Consider the following 18,660-nt stretch of genomic DNA (forward strand, 5'->3'; position numbering starts at 1 on the left):
CGTGGCCGATCTGCTCGGACCGCGGGTTCCCGGGCCGACGCGGCTGCGCGAGCTCCTGGCGGGCGGCGATCTGATCGTCGCCCCGGGAGCGTACGACGCGCTGAGCGCCCGCCTGGTCGAGTCGGCCGGGTTCCCGGCGGTCTACCTGACCGGCTTCGGCACGACGGCGTCGCTGCTCGGCCGGCCCGACGTCGGCCTGCTGACGATGACCGAGATGGTCCAGGCGGCGAGCCGCCTCCGCGCGGCGGTGGAGATCCCGGTGATCGCCGACGCGGACACGGGCTACGGCAACGCGCTGAACGTGATCCGCACGGTCCGCGAGTACGAAGCGGCGGGCGTCGCGGCGATCCACCTGGAGGACCAGGTGGCCCCGAAGCGCTGCGGCCACCTGGAAGGCAAGCGAGTAGTCCCGGCGGCGACCATGGCGGACCGGGTCCGAGCCGCGGTCGCCGCCCGGTCGAACCCGGACTTCGTGCTGATAGCCCGAACGGACGCCCGAGCAGTGGAAGGCCTGGACGCGGCGATCGACCGGGCCCACCGCTACCGCGACGCGGGCGCGGACATGTTGTTCGTGGAGGCGCTGCAGTCGGAGGCCGAGATCGAGCGGGTGGCGGAGACGTTCCGGGACGTACCGTTGCTGTTCAACTGGGCGGAGGGCGGAAAGACACCACCGCTGAGGCGTGAACGGTTGCGCTCGTTGGGGTTCCGCCTGGTGATCTGCCCGATTTCGACGCTGTTGGCCGCGACGGAGGCGATGCGCGCGGTGCTGGGCCGCATCGCGCGGGACGGGACACCGGTCGAGGCGGTTCGAGAGTTGCCGGGGTTGACGGACTTCGCCGAGCTGGTCGGCTTGCCGGAGATCGAGGAGATCAGCGACCGCTTCGGCGACGGTTGAGTGGGTTTGCGCGGTCGGGCCTGGGGCTCTTGGAGGTCTGCCGGGTCGGCCGCAGGTTTCGGGTTGCGAGCGGGGTTTGCAGGGAGTGCCGGATCCTCGGGGTTGCAGGCGGCTGGCCCGGGCTTCGCACTGCCGGGCGGGAGGGGGCTGCGCGACCATCGAACCGCCAGCAAGACCAATGGCAGGTGGAGAAATCTCGCACCGCACGTGGTGGCAAGCACCGGACTTCGCACCCCTACTGGGACACCTATGGGCGCCGGGCCCTTCGGTCACGAGTTGAACCGGTGGCAGGCGCTGGGCCTCCTGAACGCAAGGCGGCTCTACGGCGGGCGCCGGAGCCCCGCACCGCAGCTTGAATCGTTAGCAGCACCGGAACTTCCGATGGCGCGAGATCGGTGGCTCGCACCCGGGCGGTAAGACGCGGGCTTCGCACCGCAGCTCGGGTCGGTGGGGCGCGGGATCTTCGGGTCGCGGACAGGCCGCTAGCACGCTGGAACCTTCAGCCGGAGGTCCAGCCAGTGGCCGGTATCTGAGCGCGGGTGGCGACCCAGGTAATGATCGCGCTCGTGGGTGTAGGCCCGTAGCCGGTGGCTGCGGGCCTTTCCCATGCTCACGCTGCGAAGGGCAGCGGCTGGTGGAGGTTGTTGCGCCTGGGTTTTCGGCGCCGGTCCAGGAACACCGGCGGCAGGAACTCCGGTAGACCGTCGGCGGCGATCCGTACCTGCCAGCCGGAACGGTGCAGCAGCCGGTGGTGGTGGGCGCACATCAGGACCAGGTTGCCGAGGTCGGTGGGGCCGCCATTTGCCCAGTGGCGGATGTGGTGGCCTTGGCAGTGTCGGGGTGGGCGGTGGCAGCCGGGGAAGGCGCAGCCTCGGTCGCGTAGGTAGAGGGCGCGGCGGATTCCGGTGGTGACCAACCGGCTTTGGCGGCCGAGGTCCAGGGGTTCGCTCTTCTCACCCAATACCGCGGGGATGAGCTTGCAGTCGCAGGCGTGGATCCGCGCTTCGGCCGCGGAGATGGTGCCGGTGTCGCCGAGGATGGCCTGGCCGATGCCGGACTTCAGGTCTTCCAACGAGACCGCGATCATCACGTGGGCTCGTTCGCCGGCCTGCATCGGCAGGTCCGGGGTATTGAGCGCGAGGTCGATCGCGTCGGAGAAGGCATCGCCGTAGCGTTCCTGCGGCGAGCGGAGGTCCGGGCCCTCATCGGTGGCGCGGCGCTGGGCGAGGGTGTCGAGCAGGGCGCTGGCGCGCATGCCCGTCTCGTCATCGAAACGACCCTGAAGCTCCCAGACCCCGGATCTTTTGCGCCGCAACGACAGCTCTCGGCTGGGGGTGGCCGGTTCAGCCTCGTCGGGCTCGGCGCCGTCAGGGTCGAGGTGAGCCACGATCCGGGCACCCAACGCGGCGACCTGCCTGTGGCCGGCGTCTTCGGCGAAGGTCAGCAGGTGCTGCTCGGCCTCGTCGCGATGCTCCGGTGGGACCTGTGTGAGCGCGCCGACGATGGTGTCGATCATCGGGGTGCTCAACCGGCCATTCAGGGCAGCAGTGCCGGTGGCGGGAGCAACAGCGGGGACGGGGCTGCCATCGAGGTTGCAAGCAGGAGTGAGGGCGCGGGCTCGTTTGACCACGGTCTCAGCGGCAGACTTGGGTACGTCGGCAAGATGTTCGAAAAGCCGCGCCACAGAACGATATCCGAACAACTCCATGACACCGCGCGACTCGATTTCCACCAGCAGCGAACCGATCTCAGCCTCGACAGACCGCACAACAGTGAGCAGCACGGAGACACGGTCAGCCAAGGCCACCGCATCCGCTTTCCACACCGTTTCGCTGTCCACACACCAAGATTACCGGCAGTCGAACGCACGATCATCACACGATAGGGTGATCCACTATGAGTTCGGCCGGGGCACCGTTGCGTGGGGAATCGGCGCTCCCGCACCGAGCGGCAAGCAACAACACGAAGCGCCGATTTCCCACGCCCCGACGAAGCCGCATCTTGAAAACCCGGCAAGACCTGACCCGACGAGGTGACCCCCGAAGCACCAAAACTGTCAGACCCGACCGGTAACGTCTTCCCCGTGGAAGCTCGGGAGCGCATACAGGAACTGTCCGACCGCATCATGGTCCTCCGTGACGCCTACTACCGCGGTTCGCCGGTGGTGGCGGACGCGGAGTACGACGCGGTCGAGGACGAGCTGCGGGGGCTCATCGACGCGAACCCGGACCTGACCCCCGACCCGAACCCCCTCGACCAGGTCGGCGCGCCGGCGGTGCTGCACGCCCCGATCCGGCACTCGCGGCCCATGCTCTCCCTGGAAAAGGCCACGAAACCCGAGCAGGTCGAGGCCTTCTTCGGCCGCTTCCCCGGCCAGCCGGTCGTCGTCATGCCGAAGCTGGACGGCCTGTCGCTCGCCGTCGTCTACGAGGAGGGGCGGCTGAAGCGGGCCGTCACCCGCGGGGATGGCACCACCGGGGATGACGTCACCAAGCTGGTCCGGGCCCTGACCGACGGGATCCCGGATCGGGTGAAAGCCCCAGGCCGGGTCGAGGTGCGGGGTGAGGCCGTCATGCTGCGGTCGACCTTCGCCGCCTACAACGTCGCGCACCCGGACAAGCCGCTGATCAACCCGCGCAACGCCGCCGCCGGCACGCTGCGGGCCAAGGACCCCGCCACCGTCGCCGAGCGGCGGCTGCGGTTTTTCGCCTTCGACCTCGACACCGACCCCGACAGCGCCGAGACCGACCTCGGCAGCGCCCTGCAGACGCTCGGCTTCACCGCCGCCGACATGCGCCGCTGTGCCGACGCCGCCGCCGCTCAAGCCGTCATCGGCGAGATCGAACAGCAGCGCAACGACCTGGACTACGACCTCGACGGCGCCGTCCTGCGGCTCGCCGACCGGGACGCCTACGCCGCCGCCGGCACGCGGTCGAGCTCGCCGCGGGGGGCGCTCGCCTTCAAGTTCGCCGCCGAGGAGAAGACCACCGTCCTGGCCGACGTCGTCTGGGACGTCGGCAAGACCGGCAAGATCGCCCCGGTCGCCTGGCTGGAACCCGTCTTCGTCGGCGGCGGCACCGTCACCCGCGCGACCCTGGCCAACCAGGAGGTCATCAAAGCCCGCGGCATCAAGATCGGCGACACCGTCCTGGTCCGCCGCGCCGGGGACGTCATCCCGTTCGTGGCCGGCGTGCTCGACGCCTCCAAGCGCACCGGCGAGGAGCGGGAGATCGTTCCCCCCTCCACGTGCCCGTCGTGCGGGCAGCCGCTGACCGAGCAGGGCAACAGCCGGGAGCTGTTCTGCACCAACGTCGCCTGCCCCGCCCAGACCGTGCGGCGGCTGATCCACTGGGCCTCGCGGGCCGCGGCGGACATCGACGCCATCGGCGGCGTGTGGATCGAACGGCTGGCCGAGTCCGGCGACCTCGAGCACCCGTCGGACTTCTACCGCCTCACCAAGGAGCGGCTGCTGGAGTTCGACCGCATCGGCGAGGTCTCGGCGTCGCGCATGATCGAGTCGATCGACGCGAGCCGGTCGGTCGGGCTGCGCCGGGCGCTGATCGGGCTCGCCATCCCGATGGCGTCCGAAGGCACCGCCGCCCGCCTGTGCCGGGCGGGGTTCGGTTCCCTGGAAGACGTCGCCGCGGCGGGCGCCGACGGGCTCGTCGCCGTCGAGGACATCGGGCCGAAGGTCGCCGCTTCGCTGATCGAGCACCTCACGCGGCTGCGGCCCGAGCTCGAACGGCTGCGGGAGCGGGGCGTGTCGCTGGACGTCCGGGACGAGGACCTCCCGCCGGTCGTCGCGGCCGGGGCTCCCCTGGCCGGCAAGACGGTGGTGGTCACCGGCTCCATCAGCGACCCGCGCTCGGGCGAGAAGGTCCCCCGGCCGACGTTCCAGCGGCTGTGCGAGAAGGCCGGCGCGACCATCGCGTCATCGGTCTCGGCGAGCACGGACCTGCTCATCACCGGCGCCGACGTCGGCGCCGCCAAGCTGACGAAAGCGGAGAAGCACGGCGTGACCGTCGCCGATCAAAGCGAAATCTGGCCCCAGCTGATCGAAGCCGGAATCATCTGACCCAGGGGCTCGTGAGATGCTGCGACCGCAGCAGGCCCGAGGGAGAGGCGGAGCGGGTGACCACCTGGACCGATGTGATCAACTTTGTCCGGACGCGGTACGAGGTCTTGGAGGACACCGACGGCTGGCTCCGGTTCCGCCTGCAGGGCCCGGACGGCCGGACGCAGCAGGTGACGGTGCACCACGTGGAGGAGTTGCACGGCGGCGCGTGGGTCGAGATCTCCTCACCGGTCGGCTGGGCCGACAAGATCGACCTGCGGCGCCTGCTCGAGCTGGCCGGATCGTCGGCCGTCGGCGGCGCGGCCGTGGTGGACGGCGTCGCGCTGATGAAGCACACCGTGCCCCTGGAGGACCTCAGCATCGAGCACGAGTTCGAACGCCCGCTCAAGGCGGTCGTCGCCCGGGCGGACTCGCTCGAGCACGAACTGACGAAGTCGGACGAGTTCTAGTCGCCTAAACGTGCATCGCGAGCCACAGCGCCATCCAGGCGAGGCACGCGAGCGCCCCGCCGACTCCGAACGCCAGCAGTACGCGGCGCAAGCCCGCGACGACCCCGGCCCGGCCGGACATTTCAGTGATCCCTGCGTCGGTCATGCCGAAGTGTTGCCGCGGGCCGGGGTCGGCAAACATCCGTTCACGAATCACCCATCACCAGTCCCTCGATGGTGTGCTTCTGCGTGATCGGCTTTAGCGCGTCGACGACCGGGCAGTGCAGGTGAGCGCGCACGGACTCCGGGAGTGACGCCCAGAACGCTTGCGTCACAGCGGTGTCGTGCCGTTCGTCGTTGCCCGCGCCCGGCGCGTCGAGGCCCAGCACCAGCACCGGCCGGGACTTCGCGGAGTGGTTCGCGGTGCCGCGGTGGACGGTCAGCGCCGAGCGGATCGAGATGTCCCCCATCCGCGGGAACTTGCGCACCGCAAGCGACCGGTAGCGCGGGTAGGCCGACCGCGGCGGGAACATGCCGTGGTCGAACGCGCCGCCGTCGTCCCAGTGCGTGCCGGGGGCGATTTCGAACGGGCCCATGTCCGGCTCGGTGTCGACGGCCGTCACGTTGACGGCGAGCGAGGTCAGCCTGCGGTGGCGGGCCGTCTCCTCGGGCATCGGGAAGTCGCGGTGCCACGGCTGGTCGACCGCGCCGGCGAGCGGGACGTCGAACCCGACCTCGACGATCCGGTACGCCGGCCCCAGCACGGCCTCGGCCACCGCGGTGATCCACGGGTGCGCGGCCAGGTCGGCGAACCCGCGCAGCTGCTCGGGGTGGATCTCGACGTAGTAGCGGTTCGGGCCGCGGCCGACGGCGCCGTCCGGCCGGGCGCGGGCCTCGGCGAACGCCGCGTCGATGTCTTCGCCGAGCCGGCGTACCCAGTCGCGCGGAAACGCGCCGGGCAGGCCGATGATGCCGTCCTCGTACAGCCGGGCGGTCAGGGATCCGACATCGGCGGCGGCCGAGGGGGCGGTCGAGTACGTGGTCATCCGGGCCTCCGAAGGGGTCACGACGGCGTGGCGACTTCAGTTTGCAACGTGGCATGCCACGTTGCAAGAGGTAGGCTGCCGGCGTGAACCCGAAGTTGCGGGACGTGGCCGAGCACGCCGGGGTGTCGGTGCGGACGGTGTCCAACGTGGTCAACGGCTTCCGCTACGTGGCCCCGGCGACCCGGGAACGGGTGCAGGCGAGCATCGACGCCCTGGGCTACCGGCCGAACCTGGCCGCCCGGACGCTGCGGCGCGGCCGGACCGGGCTGGTAGCCCTGGTCGTCCCGGAGATCGACTCGCCGTACTTCGCCGAGCTCGCCGCGCGCACGGTCCGCATCGCCGGCCGTCGTGGCCTGACCGTCCTCATCGACCAGACCGACGGCGACGCCGAACGGGAGAAGGAGCTGCTGCACGGCCGGCGCAGCCAGCTCGTCGACGGCGTCCTGTTCAGCCCGTGGGCGGTTGCCCCCGCGGAGCTGGCCGCGCGCACCGACACCGTCCCGCTGGTGCTGCTCGGCGAGCACGACGGCCCGGCCGGGGTCGACCACGTCGCGATCGACAACGTCGCCGCGGCGCGCGAGGCCACCGGGCACCTGCTGGCGACCGGCCGCCGCCGCATCGCCGCGCTGGGCATCCAGCCGCGCTCCCTCAACGCGACCGCCCGCCAGCGGCTCGCCGGCTATCGCGAAGCACTGGCGGACCTGCCCCGGCTGGAGGTCCCGGTCCAGCGCCTGCACCGGGCCGACGGCCACCGGGCGATGCTGGAGCTGCTGGACCGGGCCGAGCCCCCCGACGCGGTCTTCTGCTTCACCGACGAACTCGCGCTGGGCGCGTTGCGCGCCGCCGCCGATCGCGGCGTGGCCGTGCCGGAAGACGTGGCGCTGGTGGGGTTCGACGACATCGAGGACGGCCGGTTCAGCGTCCCGGCCCTGACGACGGTGTCCCCGGACAAGGACCGCATCGCCGAGCTCGCCCTGGACTGCCTGGTCGCCGAGCCCGGCCCGCCCCGGTCGATCGTCGCCCCGCACCGGCTGGTCGTGCGCGGGACGAGCTAGGCGTCCCGGTTCACCACGCGCAGGATGAGCCACTGGTCGAACCACGCCCCGGCCGTGGTCACGATCAGCATGACGAGCCCGAGGATCAAGTGCGTGTAGCTGTGCAGCGGCGCCGCGCTGTCGGTCAGCTTCGTCAGCCCGACCTGCAGCCCCAGCCGCAGCGCGAAGAGCACGGCGACGAGCGCGAGCGCCTGCTTGCTGCGCCACACCGCGCGCAGGTACTTGCGGCGCCGCGACAGCAGCGTGAACCACAGCGTCAGGTGCACGGCCACGAGCGCGAGCGGCAGGTACCCCACCCACGAATACCGGTCGCTGAACTGCAGGCTGAAGTCGTTGCTCGCCACCAGCAGTCCGACCAGCACGAAGTACCAGCCCGGCAGGCCCTCGATCTTCCCGGGCCGGGTCTCGGTCGCCACTTCCGTCTCCCGCGTCAGAAATCGGTTCATGCTCCGAGCCTCGCCGGATCCACTGCGTGAACGATCAACCGGCGGTACGAGATTCCGCCGCCGTCTCGTACCCAGGTACGAACTCTCGCCGCGCAGGGAGCGTGGGGACGCCGGGTGGGGCACGATCGGCAGATGACCTTCGCCCGCCACCCGGGGATCCCGTGGACCGGCCGACGCGGCCCGCTGGTGGCCGAAGCGGTCGTCCTCGGCCTGCTGGTGGTGCTCGACATGGTCTTCGCGGCCCGGGCCGTGCCGGGGCAAGGCCAGTTCGCCACCATCGCCCTCGAGTTCGCGCCGGGCGTCGGCCCGGTCGTGGCGCTGCTGGCCGTGCTGCGCCGCCGGTTCCCCGACCACATCGCCGGGCTCGCCACCGCCGTGTCGGGGCTTTCGCTGCTGGGTTCGGCGATCGCGGCCGTGCTCGCGGTGGCCGGCACGCGCCTTCCGCCGCAGCCCGGTACTGCCGAGGCCCTCGCGATCGCGCTGATGGTCGGCGCCTGCTGCCACCGGCTCCCGCCGCGGGCGGCCACCGTCCAGGCCGTGCTCGGCGGCGCCGCCGCCACCCTCGCCCCGATCCTGCGCTACGGCACCGGCTCCCCCGCCGCGCTCTACGCCGCCGGAGCCGCGCTGGTCTGGGGCGGCGCGCTGGCCGGCGGCCTCGTCCTGCGCGACGCCGAGGTCCGCCACCGCGTGGACGTCCTCGAACTCCGCTCCGCCGAACGGCTCCGGCTGGCCCGCGAGCTGCACGACCTCGTCGCCCACCAGATCACCGGCATCGTCGTGCGCGTCCAGGCCGCGCACCGCGTCGCCGAGCGCACCGGCGGCGACACCGCGACCTTCGCCGAGCTCGAAACCGCGGGCGCGACCGCCCTTTCCGCGATGCGGCGGCTCGTCGGCGCGCTGCGGACCGGCGACGAGGACCTCTTCGTGCCGCCCGCCGACCTCGCCACCGCCGTCGACCGCGCGGTCCCCGACGACGACCGCATCCACCTCGACGTCAGCCCCGATCTCGCCACCCTGGCCGTCGCCCCGGAGGTCGTGACGACCGCGCACCGGCTGCTCACCGAGTCCCTCACCAACGTCCGCCGGCACGCGCCCGACGCCGCCGAGGTCCGCGTGCTCGTCCACCACGAACCCGGCGGCACCTTGCGCGTCGAGGTGGTCAACGACGGCGCCGCCCGGCCCGCCCGCCGGGGTGGCTACGGCCTGCTCGGGATGGCGGAGCGGGTCGCGGCGGTGGGCGGTACGGTGCACGCGGGACCGGCGGAAGGCCGGCGCTGGCGCGTCGTGGCGCGGCTGCCGCTCGAACCCGGCTGAGGCGAGGGGAGACCGGGGTGCCGACGCGAGTGCTGATCGCCGACGACCAGGCGATGGTCCGCGCGGGGTTCCGGCTGATCCTCGAAGGCGAGCCGGACATCGAGGTCGTCGGCGAGGCCGCCGACGGCGACCAGGCCGTGCGCCTGGCCCGCGAACTGCGTCCGGACGTCACGCTGATGGACATCCGGATGCCCGGCGTGGACGGGCTGCGCGCCACGGAACTGCTGGCGGGCGCGGGAGTTCCGGACCCACTGCACGTCGTGATGGTCACGACGTTCGGGCTGGACGAGAACGTCCACGCGGCCCTGCGCGCCGGTGCCTGCGGGTTCCTGCTCAAGGACGCCGGGCCGAACCTGCTCATCGAAGCCGTGCACGCGGCCGCCCACGGCGAAGCCCTCGTCTCCCCCGCGATCACGACGCGGCTGCTGGCGCACTACGCGCGACGCGATCCCCGGGCCGCCCCGGCGCCCGGAAGCCCGCTCACCCCGCGCGAGCTGGACGTCGTGAAAGCCGTGGCCCGCGGGGAAACGAACGACGAGATCTGCCGCTCACTGGTGGTTTCGCTGCCGACGGTCAAGACCCACATCGGCGCGGTCAAGCGCAAGCTCAGCGCCCGAAACCGTACCGAAATCGCCATCTGGGCTTGGGAAAGCGGCTTGATCCGCTAATCTCGGTACGCGCACGACGACCGTGCGAGCCACGACGTCGCCGAACCGCTGCCGGCGGCGCGTCACCAGCATCACGACGATCCCCGCGAGTCCCCACGCGAACCCGTCGACGACCATCAGCAGGTCGCGGACGACGAACGCGCCCAGCGACGGGTGCGCGCCTTCGAGGGTCTCGATCCGCAGGCGCAGCCAGCGCATCGCCGGCGTCTGCCCGCCGTGGCGGTAGGGCCACCACACGTTGATGAACACCAGACCGAGGAAGTCCAGCACCAGCATCGTGTAGAGGACGACCTTCAGGAAGGTCAGCAGGGCCAGGCCGTGCGGGTGGAACAGCCAGACCACCGCGATCGCGAGCAGCAGCATGGGCACGAAGACGAGCATCTCGTCCAGCACGAACTGCACCAGGCGGCGGCCGACGACACCGAGTCCCGGACGGGTCATGAGCCCATGATCTCGGTCCCGGCGCCCGGGCGCGCGCTGAGCGGTCTCATACCCGGGACCGAGTCGCGGGCCACGACTTCGTCCCCCGGGCTGATCACCGGCGGCCGCGACCGGGCCAGGCTCGGGCGCACCCCACCCGGCGACGGAAGGACCCCCCGGTGCGCATCTCCCGGATCGGACTGGCGGCCGCGACGGCCGCCCTCTTCGCGGCCACGGTGCCCGCCGCGGCCGCGGACCCGCTCACGCCGTACACGACCCAGCAGCTCCAGTGGGGCGACTGCCCGTTCAAGCCGGCGACCGGCGACGCGCCCGCGCGGTGCGCGCTCGTCACCGTGCCGCGGGACTGGGCGAACCCGGCCGCGGGCACCGACCTGCAGGTGTCGATCAGCCGGGCCGCCGCGACCGGTGAGCGGCAGGGCGCGATCCTGCTCAACCCGGGCGGGCCGGGTGGCCAGGGCACGCCGCTGGCGGGGTCGCTCGCCGCGCTCGAGCCGTCGGTGCACCAGCTCTACGACTTCGTCGGCATGGATCCGCGCGGCACCGGCCACGCGGGGACGGCCGACCAGGGCTTCCAGTGCCAGGTCCCGGTCGGCCGGTTGCCGCAGGGACTCCTCGACGCGCGCGACCGCTCGGCGGCGAGCGTCGCGGCGCACCAGCAGGTACCCCGGGCGACCGCGGAGGCGTGCCAAAGTGACGCGATCGCGCCGTACGTCACGACGTGGCAGACCGCGCACGACATGGACCTGATCCGCGCGCTGCTGGGCGACGAGAAGCTGAACTACCTCGGCTACTCCTACGGCACGTGGCTCGGCGCCAAGTACGCGTCGCTGTTCCCGGAGCACACCGGCAAGACCGTGCTCGACTCCAGCGTGAACTTCGAAGGCCGGCTGCAGGCCGACTTCGAGGCGTTCCCGGTGATCGACCAGCGGCAGTTCGACGACGTCTACGTGCCGTGGCTGGCCCGGAACTTCGCCGAGCAGCTGGGCGGGACGGCCGCGGAGGTCAAGGCGAAGTGGGAGCGTGTCCGCGCCTACTACGGCAGTCACGACGTCTCCCCCGACGCGTTCGACAGCATCTTCGTCGGCAACGGCAGCGAAATCCAGTGGCTGCTCGGCGCGCTGGTCTTCCTCCAGGGCGCGGCCGCGCTCGACGGGACGTCCGCCACTCCCCCGCCGGCGCTGGCGGACTCGCTGGATGCGGTGTCGCGCAAGGCGTTCGGTGTCCCGGCCGCGGCGCTGACACCGGCTCGGGTGGCCGCCGCGGCGCCGGACTACACCCAGCGTCCCGGCACCCGGTACGCCGTCGCGTGCGGTGACCAGCCCACCCGCTCGGCGTCCTGGTACCAGCGGCTCAGCGACCAGCAGGGCCCGCGATACCCGCTGTTCGGCTGGGCGTACGGCCTCGGCGAAACGTGCGGCTTCTGGTCGGACGAGCCGCAGCACGAACTGCCCGACGTGCCCGCTTCGGTGGCGGCGAACATCCTGGTGGTGCAAGGGGAGTTCGACCCGCAGACGGGGTACGAGCAGGCGTCCGCGGCGGCGCGTTCGGCCGGCGTCCCGCTGGTGTCGGTGGACGATTCGCCGTTCCACGGGCAGTACGCGCTGGCGGGCAACCCGTGTGTGGACGGTCTCGTGAACGTCTTCCTCACCAAGAACTCCCGGCCGCGCAGCACGACGTGCCCGGGTGTCCCGCTGCTCGGTGAGGACCAGGTGTACCCGGTCGCCGGACCGGTGCGTGGCGCGACGCCGTCTGTCCGAACGCGACTCTCTTCGGACAGTGCGCTGCGCACCCGGGTCCGGGACGAGGTCAGTGCGCTGAACCGCTGACGGTTCGTTCGGTCGCCGGGACCAGGAAGGGACCGCCGCCGGGCCCGTCGCGGAACAGGACGCTCAGGTTCGCGCCGGTGCCGGCGACCCAGGCGGGCCGCCGCGGCCGGTCGCTCAGCGCCGCGACACCGAAGGCGTGCGCTCCCCGGGCCGCTACGAAGGTGCCGTCGCCGTAGCGGATTTCGAGGTCGGGTGCGCGGTGCTCCTTCGCGGCGAGGAGCCGGTGCGGGACGACGGTGACGACGGCGGGGCGCCACCCGGTGCGCCGGGCGGCGCCCCGGCGGCGAGCCCACCGGATCCGGCGGAGGACGGCGATCGGCAGCGTCGCGGCCCCGGTGACGAGCAGGAGTCCGGCGGTGGTGCCGACGGCCGGGGTCTGGTTCGGTTCGTCGACCGTGCGGACCCGGTCCGGGTGGACCGGGTCCGTGACGACGGTGACGTGGTCGCCGACGTGGTAGCCGCGGAGCGAGGCCACCACGACGACGGCCTCCCGGGACGCGCCGCCGAGCTCGTAGCGGACGATGATCGAGGACCGGCGCCCGACCGGGCGGACGACCACGACGGTGCCGTCTCCCCGCACACCGGTGGTCAACAGCTGGTCCGCGGCGCGGTCCATGACCAGCATGATCGCGGCGCCTCCACCGAGCAGCGCGGCGATGGCCACCAGCGCGAAGGTCCACCGCCGGGCACCGGCGCGGAGGCGGCGCACGCCCGGCGCCACGGCCGCCGGATCCGCGGCGTCATCGAGCCCGGTTTCCCCCATGGGCCGAGGGTAGGCCGCTCCGCCGGGCCGGGCGAGCACGATCGCGGCGGCGATCTCCGTACCGCGGCTCCGTACTTGCCCCGACGTGCCCGCCGCGGAACCGGGCGATCGTGGCCCGCATGACGAATCAGCTGGTGATCACCGAGCGGCGGCGGCTCACCGCCGTCCGGGCGGCTCGGTTGTTCGACGGTGTGGGGTCGGCCCTCGTGGCCGACCCGCTGGTGGTGCTCGACGGCACCACGATCCTCGGCGTCGAGTCCGGAGGGAGCCCGCCCGACGGGGCCGATGTCGTCGACCTCGCCGGGGCGACGCTGCTGCCCGGACTGGTCGACACGCACGTCCACCTCGCCTTCGACGCCAGTGCCGATCCCGTCGCCCGGCTCGCCGCGCGCGACGACGAGCAGGCCCTGGCCGCGATGGCCGAAGCCGGGCGGGCGTCGCTGCGGGCCGGGGTCACCACCGTGCGGGACCTCGGGGACCGCGGTTATCTCTCCCTGGCCTTGAAAGCACGCGCGGACCAGCCGACGCTCGTCGCCGCCGGGCCGCCGATCACCAGTCCCGGCGGGCACTGCCACTTCCTCGGCGGGGTCGCGGAGGCGAGCGAAGCCGGCGTGCGGGCCGCGGTGCGCGAGCACGTCGAACGCGGGACCGACGTCGTCAAGATCATGGCCAGCGGCGGGACGATGACGCCGGGCACGCGGCAGGAATGCGCGCAGTTCGACCGGGACGTCCTGCGCGCCGCCGTCGACGAGGCCCACCGGCACGGGCTGCCGGTCACCGCGCACGCGCACGGCACCTCGGCCATCGCCGACGCCCTCGCCGCCGGTGTGGACGGCATGGAGCACGTGACGTTCTGGTCCGCCACCGGCGTCGACCACTCCGAGGAACTGTTGCACGCGCTCGTGGACCAGGGCGTGGCCGTCGGGGCGACGGTCGGCATGGTGCCGGTCGAGGGTTTGGCGCCACCCGAGGAGGTCGCCCGGCGCCTGCCCGGGGTCGTCGCGAACTACCGGCGCCTCCACGAGCTCGGCGCGCGGGTCGTCGCCGGCACCGACGCCGGGATCGCCCCGGTGAAGCCGCACGGCGTGCTGCCGTGGGCGCCGCTGATGCTGCGTCAGGTCGGCTTGTCGCCGGCCGACACGCTGCGGGCGATCACCTCGGTCGCGGCGGGCGTGTGCGGGCTCGCGCACCGCAAAGGCCGCGTCGCACCCGGGTTCGACGCCGACCTGCTGGCCGTCGATGGTGATCCGCTGGCCGACCCGCGGGCGCTGCTGCGGGTCCGTGCGGTGTGCGCGCGAGGGAGGTGGATCGCATGAAGAAGTTCCTGAAAGCACTGGTCGCGGGCCTGGCGCGGGCCGCGTGGTTCCCGGCGCCGCTCTGGCCGGCCGGGCCGAAGTCCCGGTGGCCCGGCGAACCACGCTGAACCGGGCTCGATGAGGCCGGGCGCCGTATCGTACGGGCGCATGGAGCGGGACTTCGTCGGCCGGACCGGCGAGCTGGACCTGCTGCGCGCCCGCCTCGACGAGGCGCGGGCCGGGCGCGGCGGGCTCGTGCTGGTCGTCGGCGAGCCCGGCATCGGCAAGACCAGCCTGGCCCGCGAGCTGACCCGGCACGCCGAGCAGGCGGGCGTGCCCGTCGGCTGGGGACGCGCGAGCGACGACGAGGGCAGCCCGCCCTACTGGGTCTTCCGGCAGCTGGCCCGGGCGCTGGACCGGCCGTTCCCGACCGGGGACACCGGCGGCTCGGCGGAAGCGCGGTTCGCCGCGTTCGAAGCCTTCGCCGACGGCCTGCGCGAAGCGGCCGCGCCGCACGGCCTGCTCGCGGTGCTCGACGACCTGCAGTGGGCCGACGCGGCGTCGCTCGCCCTGCTCGTCCACCTGGCTCGTTCCCTCGACCGGGCGCCGGTGCTGGTCGTGGTGACCTACCGCGACACCGAAGCGACCGGGCGGACGGCCCTCACCGCGGCCCTGGCGGCGCTGGCCCGCGAACCCGTCCTGACCCGGCTCCGGCTGGCCGGGCTGACCGAGGCCGAGGTCGTCGAGCAGCTCGGCCGCGGCGGGGTCTCCCCCGAACTCGCGACGCTGGTCAGCCGCCGGTCGGGCGGCAACCCGTTCTTCGTGACCGAGCTGGCCCAGCTGGTCGGCACCGCCGGGGACGCGCTGCCGGACGGCGTCGTCGACACCGTCCGGGCGCGGCTGGCCCGGCTGAGCGAGCCGTGCCGCGAGCTCACCGCGACGGCGGCCGTGCTCGGCCGTGACGTCGATCCGGCCGCGCTCGCCGACGTCACCGGCCGGCCGGCGGCCGACGTCCTGACCGACCTCGACGAAGCCGCCGACGCCGGCATCGTGATCGCCCGCAGCTTCAAGCACGACCTGATCCGCGAGTCCGCGGCGGCCGGGCTGCCGACGGCGGCGCGGCTGACCGCGCACGCCCGGATGGCGGCGTGGCTCGAACGACGGGACCCGGCCCGGACCTCGGAGATCGCGCACCACTGGCTGGAGTCGCTGCCCGTCGGCGACGCGGCGAGCGCCGCGCGGTGGGCCGAGCGGGCCGGCGACCAGGCGCTGGCCCAGCTCGCCTGGGAACGCGCGGCCGAGCTCTACCGGCGTGCGCTCGAAGCCGCGCCCGCGTCCGCCGCCGACCGGGCGCGGCTGCGGCTCCGGGAAGGGATCGCCCACCTGCGCGGCGGCGAGATCGAACGCGGTTCCCGGGTCCTCGAAACCGCCGCCGACGCCGCCCGTGAAGCCGGCGACCCGGCTCTGCTGGGCGAGACGGCGCTGGCCATGGAAGGCCTGTCGGACCCGTGGGGCAGCTTCAACGGCGCCAAGATCGCCCGGGAGGCGCTCGCCGGACTGCCGCCCGGGGACGATCCGCTGCGCGCCCGGCTGCTCGCCCTGCACGCGGGCGAAGCCGGTTTCCTCGGGGGCGAAGAGGCCGAAACGGCGTCCGCCGAAGCACTGGCGATCGCCGATCGGCTCGGCGACCCGGACGTGCTCTGCTCGGCCCTGCGAGCCCGGCAGATGGTGCGGGCCGGGCCCGACGGCGTGCACGAACGGCTTTCCCTCGCCCACCGCATGATCGCCCTCGGCGAGGACCGCGACGACGCCGATGTCCTGCTGTGGGGCCGGTTGTGGCGGTTCGACGCGCTGCTGATGCTCGGCAGGCTCGGGGAAGCCGAGCAGGAGCTCGGCGCGCTCCGGCTCCTGGCCGAACGCCTGCGCCGTCCGCTCGCGCGGTGGCACCACCTGCGCAGCTCCGCCACGCTCGCCATCGCGCGCGGACAGTTCGACGACGCCGTCGAAGCGCTCCAGCAGAGCTTCGCGCTCGTCGCCGACCGCGCACACATGTCGCTGCAGGGCGTGCCGATCACCGTGCTGGCCTCCATCGCGGGCCTCACCGGCCGGACCAGCCTCGTGACACCCGCGATGGAGCGCATCTTCGCCGAGAACGCCCCGCCGTTCGTCGGCCTGATGCACGCCGCGTGGCTGCTGCAGGCCGGCGACCGGGAGCGGGCGGGCGAGCTCTACCACCCGGCGTCGGTGCCCGAGCCGGCCCCGGTGCCCGCGACGCTGCCCGTGGCCGCGGTGGCCGTGGAGCTGGGCGCGGAGTTCGGACCACCCGAGGCCGTCGAGCGGGCGGCGGCTCTCCTGCGCCCGCACGCCGAGCTGTTCGTGACCGGCGGCGCGGGCTCGGTCCTCGTCACCGGCTCGGTCCGCCGCTACCTCGGGCTCGCGGCCGCGTCCGCCGGCCGGCTCGACGAGGCGGTCCGGGAGTTCAAGCTCGCCATCACGGCCAACGACGAAGCCGGCACGCCGCCGTACGCCGCGCTGGCGCGGTTCGGGCTGGCCGAGGTGCTGGCGCGCCGCGCTCGTCCGGGCGACGTCGACGAAGCTCTCGGTCTCGCCGCCTCCGTGTCGGCCGCGGCCGACCGGCTGGGCATGGCTCCGCTCCGGCGCGACGCCGACGCGCTGGCGGCCTCACTGCGCGGCGACACCCCGGGGCCGCTGACCCGCCGGGAACGGGAGGTCGCCGCGCACGTGGCCGACGGCCTGACGAACAAGCAGATCGCCGCCCTGCTGCACATTTCCGAGCGGACGGCGGAAAGCCACGTGCAGCACATCCTCACCAAGCTCGGCTTCACGAACCGCGCGCAGGTCGCGACCTGGGTGACGGCGAACGGGTCAGCGCGGCACCAGCGACAGCACCGCGTCGAGTAGTTCGGGGCCTTCGAGCAACGCGGGGTCGTTGTGGTCGGCGTCCGGCACCTCGACCAGCCGCGCCGACGCCGCCGCGGCCACCTCCCGGCTCTGGGCCGGCGGGACGACCGAGTCGCGGCCGCCCAGGACCACCACCGTGGGGACGCGCAGGCGGGCGACCTCGTCCCGGACCGGGAACCGGTCGCGCAGCAGCAGCCGCACCGGCAGGTAGGGGTAGATCTCGGCGCCGACGGCGGCGAGGTCCACGAACGGCGACCGCAGGAGCAGCCCGGCCGGCGGGTGCTCGAGGGCGAGTTCGGCCACGACGGCGCAGCCGAGGCTTTCGCCGTAGAAAATGATCCGCTCCGGCGGCACGCGCCGGTCCTCGACGAGGAAGCGGTAGGCCGCGCGGACGTCGAGGGCGAGACCGGCTTCGTCGGGGTCGCCGGGATTGCCGCCGTAGCCGCGGTAGTCGAACGCCAGCACCGCCAGGCCGGCTTGCGCGAGCTTCGCGGCGAGCGGGGCCCGGCCGGCCCGGTTGCCGCCGTTGCCGTTGGCGATGAGGACCGTCGCCCGGGGTGTCTGAGCGGGCTCGATGAACCACGCGCCCAGCTCCAGGCCGTCGGCGGTGCGGAGCCGGACGTCCTCGGGCCGGGCGGGCACGGGCGTCGTGTCCGGCAGGTAGATCAGGCGGCGCTGGAAGATCCAGACGAGCGCCAGGACCAGGACGACGACCAGCACCAGCCCGAGCAGCACCCGCACCACCACGGTCTTGGTCAAGCGCACCCACCCCGGGAAACAACGACGCGGCTCGCACGTTGTAGCAGTCGATGAGCATTCTCCGATTCTGCGTCCTCGGCGACTCCTTGGCGGCCGGCGTCGGCGCCGCACGCCCCGAGGACACGCTCGGGCAGCGGCTCGCCGGGCGGCTGCGCGCGGCGGGACACGCCGTGGACCTGCACGGCTTCGGGGTGCCCCGGGCCCGGTCCGACGATCTGGAGCGCCAGGCCGGCGCCGCCCTCCGCACCGGCCTGGACCTGGCGCTGATCGTGATCGGGACGAACGACCTCGCGCGGTTCGTCCCCCCGGCGGTCGCGGCGGGCCAGCTGCACGAGGCGGTGGCCCGGCTGGTCCGCGCCGGGGCGCGGGTCATCGTGGTCCCGGCGCCGGACCTGGGAATCGTCTCGTGGGTGCCGGAGGCGTACCGGCAGCTGGTCACCGCGGCGAGCGGCCAGTACGCGCAGGCCCAGGCCGACGCGGTCATCCGGGCGGGCGGCGCGGTGGCGGCTCCCGGGCCCGAGCTCGGCGCGCGGTTCGCCGCGGATCCCACGCTGTTCTCGGCGGACCGGTTCCACCCGTCGTCCGCCGGGTACGGGCTGATCGCGGACGCCCTGGCGCCCCACGTACTGGCCGTGGCGGCCGATCTCGCCGCGTAACCTCGGGCCCATGACCGCGCTACGAGCGAAGCAGACCGGCGGGCCGATCGTCTCCTTCCTCGCCGACGGCG

Annotated in this window: 17 protein-coding genes; 10 read left to right on the forward strand and 7 right to left on the reverse strand. The window is 73.4% G+C overall.

From position 1 onward, the window contains the following. The first annotated feature begins 1 nt into the window (after position 1). The gene (locus AB0C38_RS29915; RefSeq protein WP_360679603.1) at positions 2-895 is read left to right on the forward strand and encodes an oxaloacetate decarboxylase; all 894 of its coding nucleotides are present in this window, start codon (positions 2-4) and stop codon (positions 893-895) included. 610 nt (positions 896-1,505) lie between these two features. Here AB0C38_RS29915 and AB0C38_RS29920 read toward each other — a convergent pair. Then, positions 1,506-2,735, reverse strand: coding sequence for a DUF222 domain-containing protein (locus AB0C38_RS29920; protein ID WP_360679605.1), 1,230 nt, complete (start codon positions 2,733-2,735; stop codon positions 1,506-1,508). A gap of 243 nt (positions 2,736-2,978) precedes the next feature. On the opposite strand from AB0C38_RS29920, the gene ligA reads away from it, so the two are divergent. Together ligA and AB0C38_RS29930 are read left to right on the forward strand one after the other, a co-directional pair. Further along, positions 2,979-4,970, forward strand: a complete 1,992-nt coding sequence (ligA, locus tag AB0C38_RS29925; RefSeq protein WP_360679607.1) for an NAD-dependent DNA ligase LigA — start codon at positions 2,979-2,981, stop codon at positions 4,968-4,970. A 56-nt stretch (positions 4,971-5,026) separates the two neighbouring features. Further along, the gene (locus tag AB0C38_RS29930; protein WP_360679610.1) at positions 5,027-5,419 is read left to right on the forward strand and encodes a hypothetical protein; all 393 of its coding nucleotides are present in this window, start codon (positions 5,027-5,029) and stop codon (positions 5,417-5,419) included. A gap of 4 nt (positions 5,420-5,423) precedes the next feature. On the opposite strand, the gene AB0C38_RS29935 is transcribed toward AB0C38_RS29930, so the two are convergent. Further along, positions 5,424-5,564, reverse strand: a complete 141-nt coding sequence (locus tag AB0C38_RS29935; RefSeq protein WP_196425335.1) for a hypothetical protein — start codon at positions 5,562-5,564, stop codon at positions 5,424-5,426. Positions 5,565-5,604: 40 nt separating this feature from the next. Beyond that, positions 5,605-6,444: a phytanoyl-CoA dioxygenase family protein gene (locus tag AB0C38_RS29940; RefSeq protein ID WP_360679613.1), complete on the reverse strand. Its 840-nt coding sequence runs from the start codon at positions 6,442-6,444 to the stop codon at positions 5,605-5,607. An 83-nt stretch (positions 6,445-6,527) separates the two neighbouring features. Here AB0C38_RS29940 and AB0C38_RS29945 point away from each other — a divergent pair, with 83 nt between their 5' ends. Further along, the gene (locus AB0C38_RS29945; RefSeq protein WP_360679615.1) at positions 6,528-7,499 is read left to right on the forward strand and encodes a LacI family DNA-binding transcriptional regulator; all 972 of its coding nucleotides are present in this window, start codon (positions 6,528-6,530) and stop codon (positions 7,497-7,499) included. Here the strand turns inward: AB0C38_RS29945 and AB0C38_RS29950 are convergent. Continuing rightward, positions 7,496-7,945, reverse strand: a complete 450-nt coding sequence (locus tag AB0C38_RS29950) for a hypothetical protein (RefSeq protein ID WP_360679618.1) — start codon at positions 7,943-7,945, stop codon at positions 7,496-7,498. The two genes, AB0C38_RS29945 and AB0C38_RS29950, sit on opposite strands and share 4 nt — an antisense overlap. 132 nt (positions 7,946-8,077) lie before the next feature. Here AB0C38_RS29950 and AB0C38_RS29955 point away from each other — a divergent pair, with 132 nt between their 5' ends. Together AB0C38_RS29955 and AB0C38_RS29960 are read left to right on the forward strand one after the other, a co-directional pair. After that, positions 8,078-9,259, forward strand: coding sequence for a histidine kinase (locus AB0C38_RS29955; protein ID WP_360679621.1), 1,182 nt, complete (start codon positions 8,078-8,080; stop codon positions 9,257-9,259). 17 nt (positions 9,260-9,276) lie between these two features. Continuing rightward, positions 9,277-9,927, forward strand: a complete 651-nt coding sequence (locus tag AB0C38_RS29960; RefSeq protein WP_360679624.1) for a response regulator transcription factor — start codon at positions 9,277-9,279, stop codon at positions 9,925-9,927. Here the strand turns inward: AB0C38_RS29960 and AB0C38_RS29965 are convergent. Then, positions 9,808-10,368 (reverse strand): RDD family protein, encoded by a 561-nt coding sequence (locus AB0C38_RS29965; protein ID WP_360679627.1) that lies wholly within the window; start codon positions 10,366-10,368, stop codon positions 9,808-9,810. The two genes, AB0C38_RS29960 and AB0C38_RS29965, sit on opposite strands and share 120 nt — an antisense overlap. A 158-nt stretch (positions 10,369-10,526) precedes the next feature. Between AB0C38_RS29965 and AB0C38_RS29970 the strand changes: the two genes are divergently transcribed. Then, complete coding sequence (locus tag AB0C38_RS29970; protein WP_360679629.1) at positions 10,527-12,194, forward strand: alpha/beta fold hydrolase; 1,668 nt, start codon at positions 10,527-10,529, stop codon at positions 12,192-12,194. Here AB0C38_RS29970 and AB0C38_RS29975 read toward each other — a convergent pair. Continuing rightward, complete coding sequence (locus tag AB0C38_RS29975; RefSeq protein WP_360679632.1) at positions 12,175-12,957, reverse strand: hypothetical protein; 783 nt, start codon at positions 12,955-12,957, stop codon at positions 12,175-12,177. The genes AB0C38_RS29970 and AB0C38_RS29975 overlap by 20 nt on opposite strands. 119 nt (positions 12,958-13,076) lie before the next feature. On the opposite strand from AB0C38_RS29975, the gene AB0C38_RS29980 reads away from it, so the two are divergent. Together AB0C38_RS29980 and AB0C38_RS29985 are read left to right on the forward strand one after the other, a co-directional pair. After that, the gene (locus tag AB0C38_RS29980) at positions 13,077-14,273 is read left to right on the forward strand and encodes an amidohydrolase family protein (protein WP_360679635.1); all 1,197 of its coding nucleotides are present in this window, start codon (positions 13,077-13,079) and stop codon (positions 14,271-14,273) included. Positions 14,274-14,420: 147 nt separating this feature from the next. Further along, positions 14,421-17,174 carry an AAA family ATPase gene (locus AB0C38_RS29985; RefSeq protein WP_360679637.1) on the forward strand — a complete coding sequence of 918 codons (2,754 nt, stop codon included), beginning with the start codon at positions 14,421-14,423 and terminating at the stop codon, positions 17,172-17,174. On the opposite strand, the gene AB0C38_RS29990 is transcribed toward AB0C38_RS29985, so the two are convergent. Further along, on the reverse strand, positions 17,139-17,939 hold the full coding sequence (locus tag AB0C38_RS29990) for an alpha/beta fold hydrolase (protein WP_360679639.1): 801 nt from the start codon (positions 17,937-17,939) through the stop codon (positions 17,139-17,141). The two genes, AB0C38_RS29985 and AB0C38_RS29990, sit on opposite strands and share 36 nt — an antisense overlap. 44 nt (positions 17,940-17,983) lie before the next feature. On the opposite strand from AB0C38_RS29990, the gene AB0C38_RS29995 reads away from it, so the two are divergent. Continuing rightward, on the forward strand, positions 17,984-18,589 hold the full coding sequence (locus tag AB0C38_RS29995) for an SGNH/GDSL hydrolase family protein (protein ID WP_360679642.1): 606 nt from the start codon (positions 17,984-17,986) through the stop codon (positions 18,587-18,589). Positions 18,590-18,660 lie beyond the last annotated feature (71 nt).

Origin of the sequence: Amycolatopsis sp. NPDC048633 (genome assembly GCF_040650695.1) — a bacterium.
Classification (GTDB): domain Bacteria; phylum Actinomycetota; class Actinomycetes; order Mycobacteriales; family Pseudonocardiaceae; genus Amycolatopsis.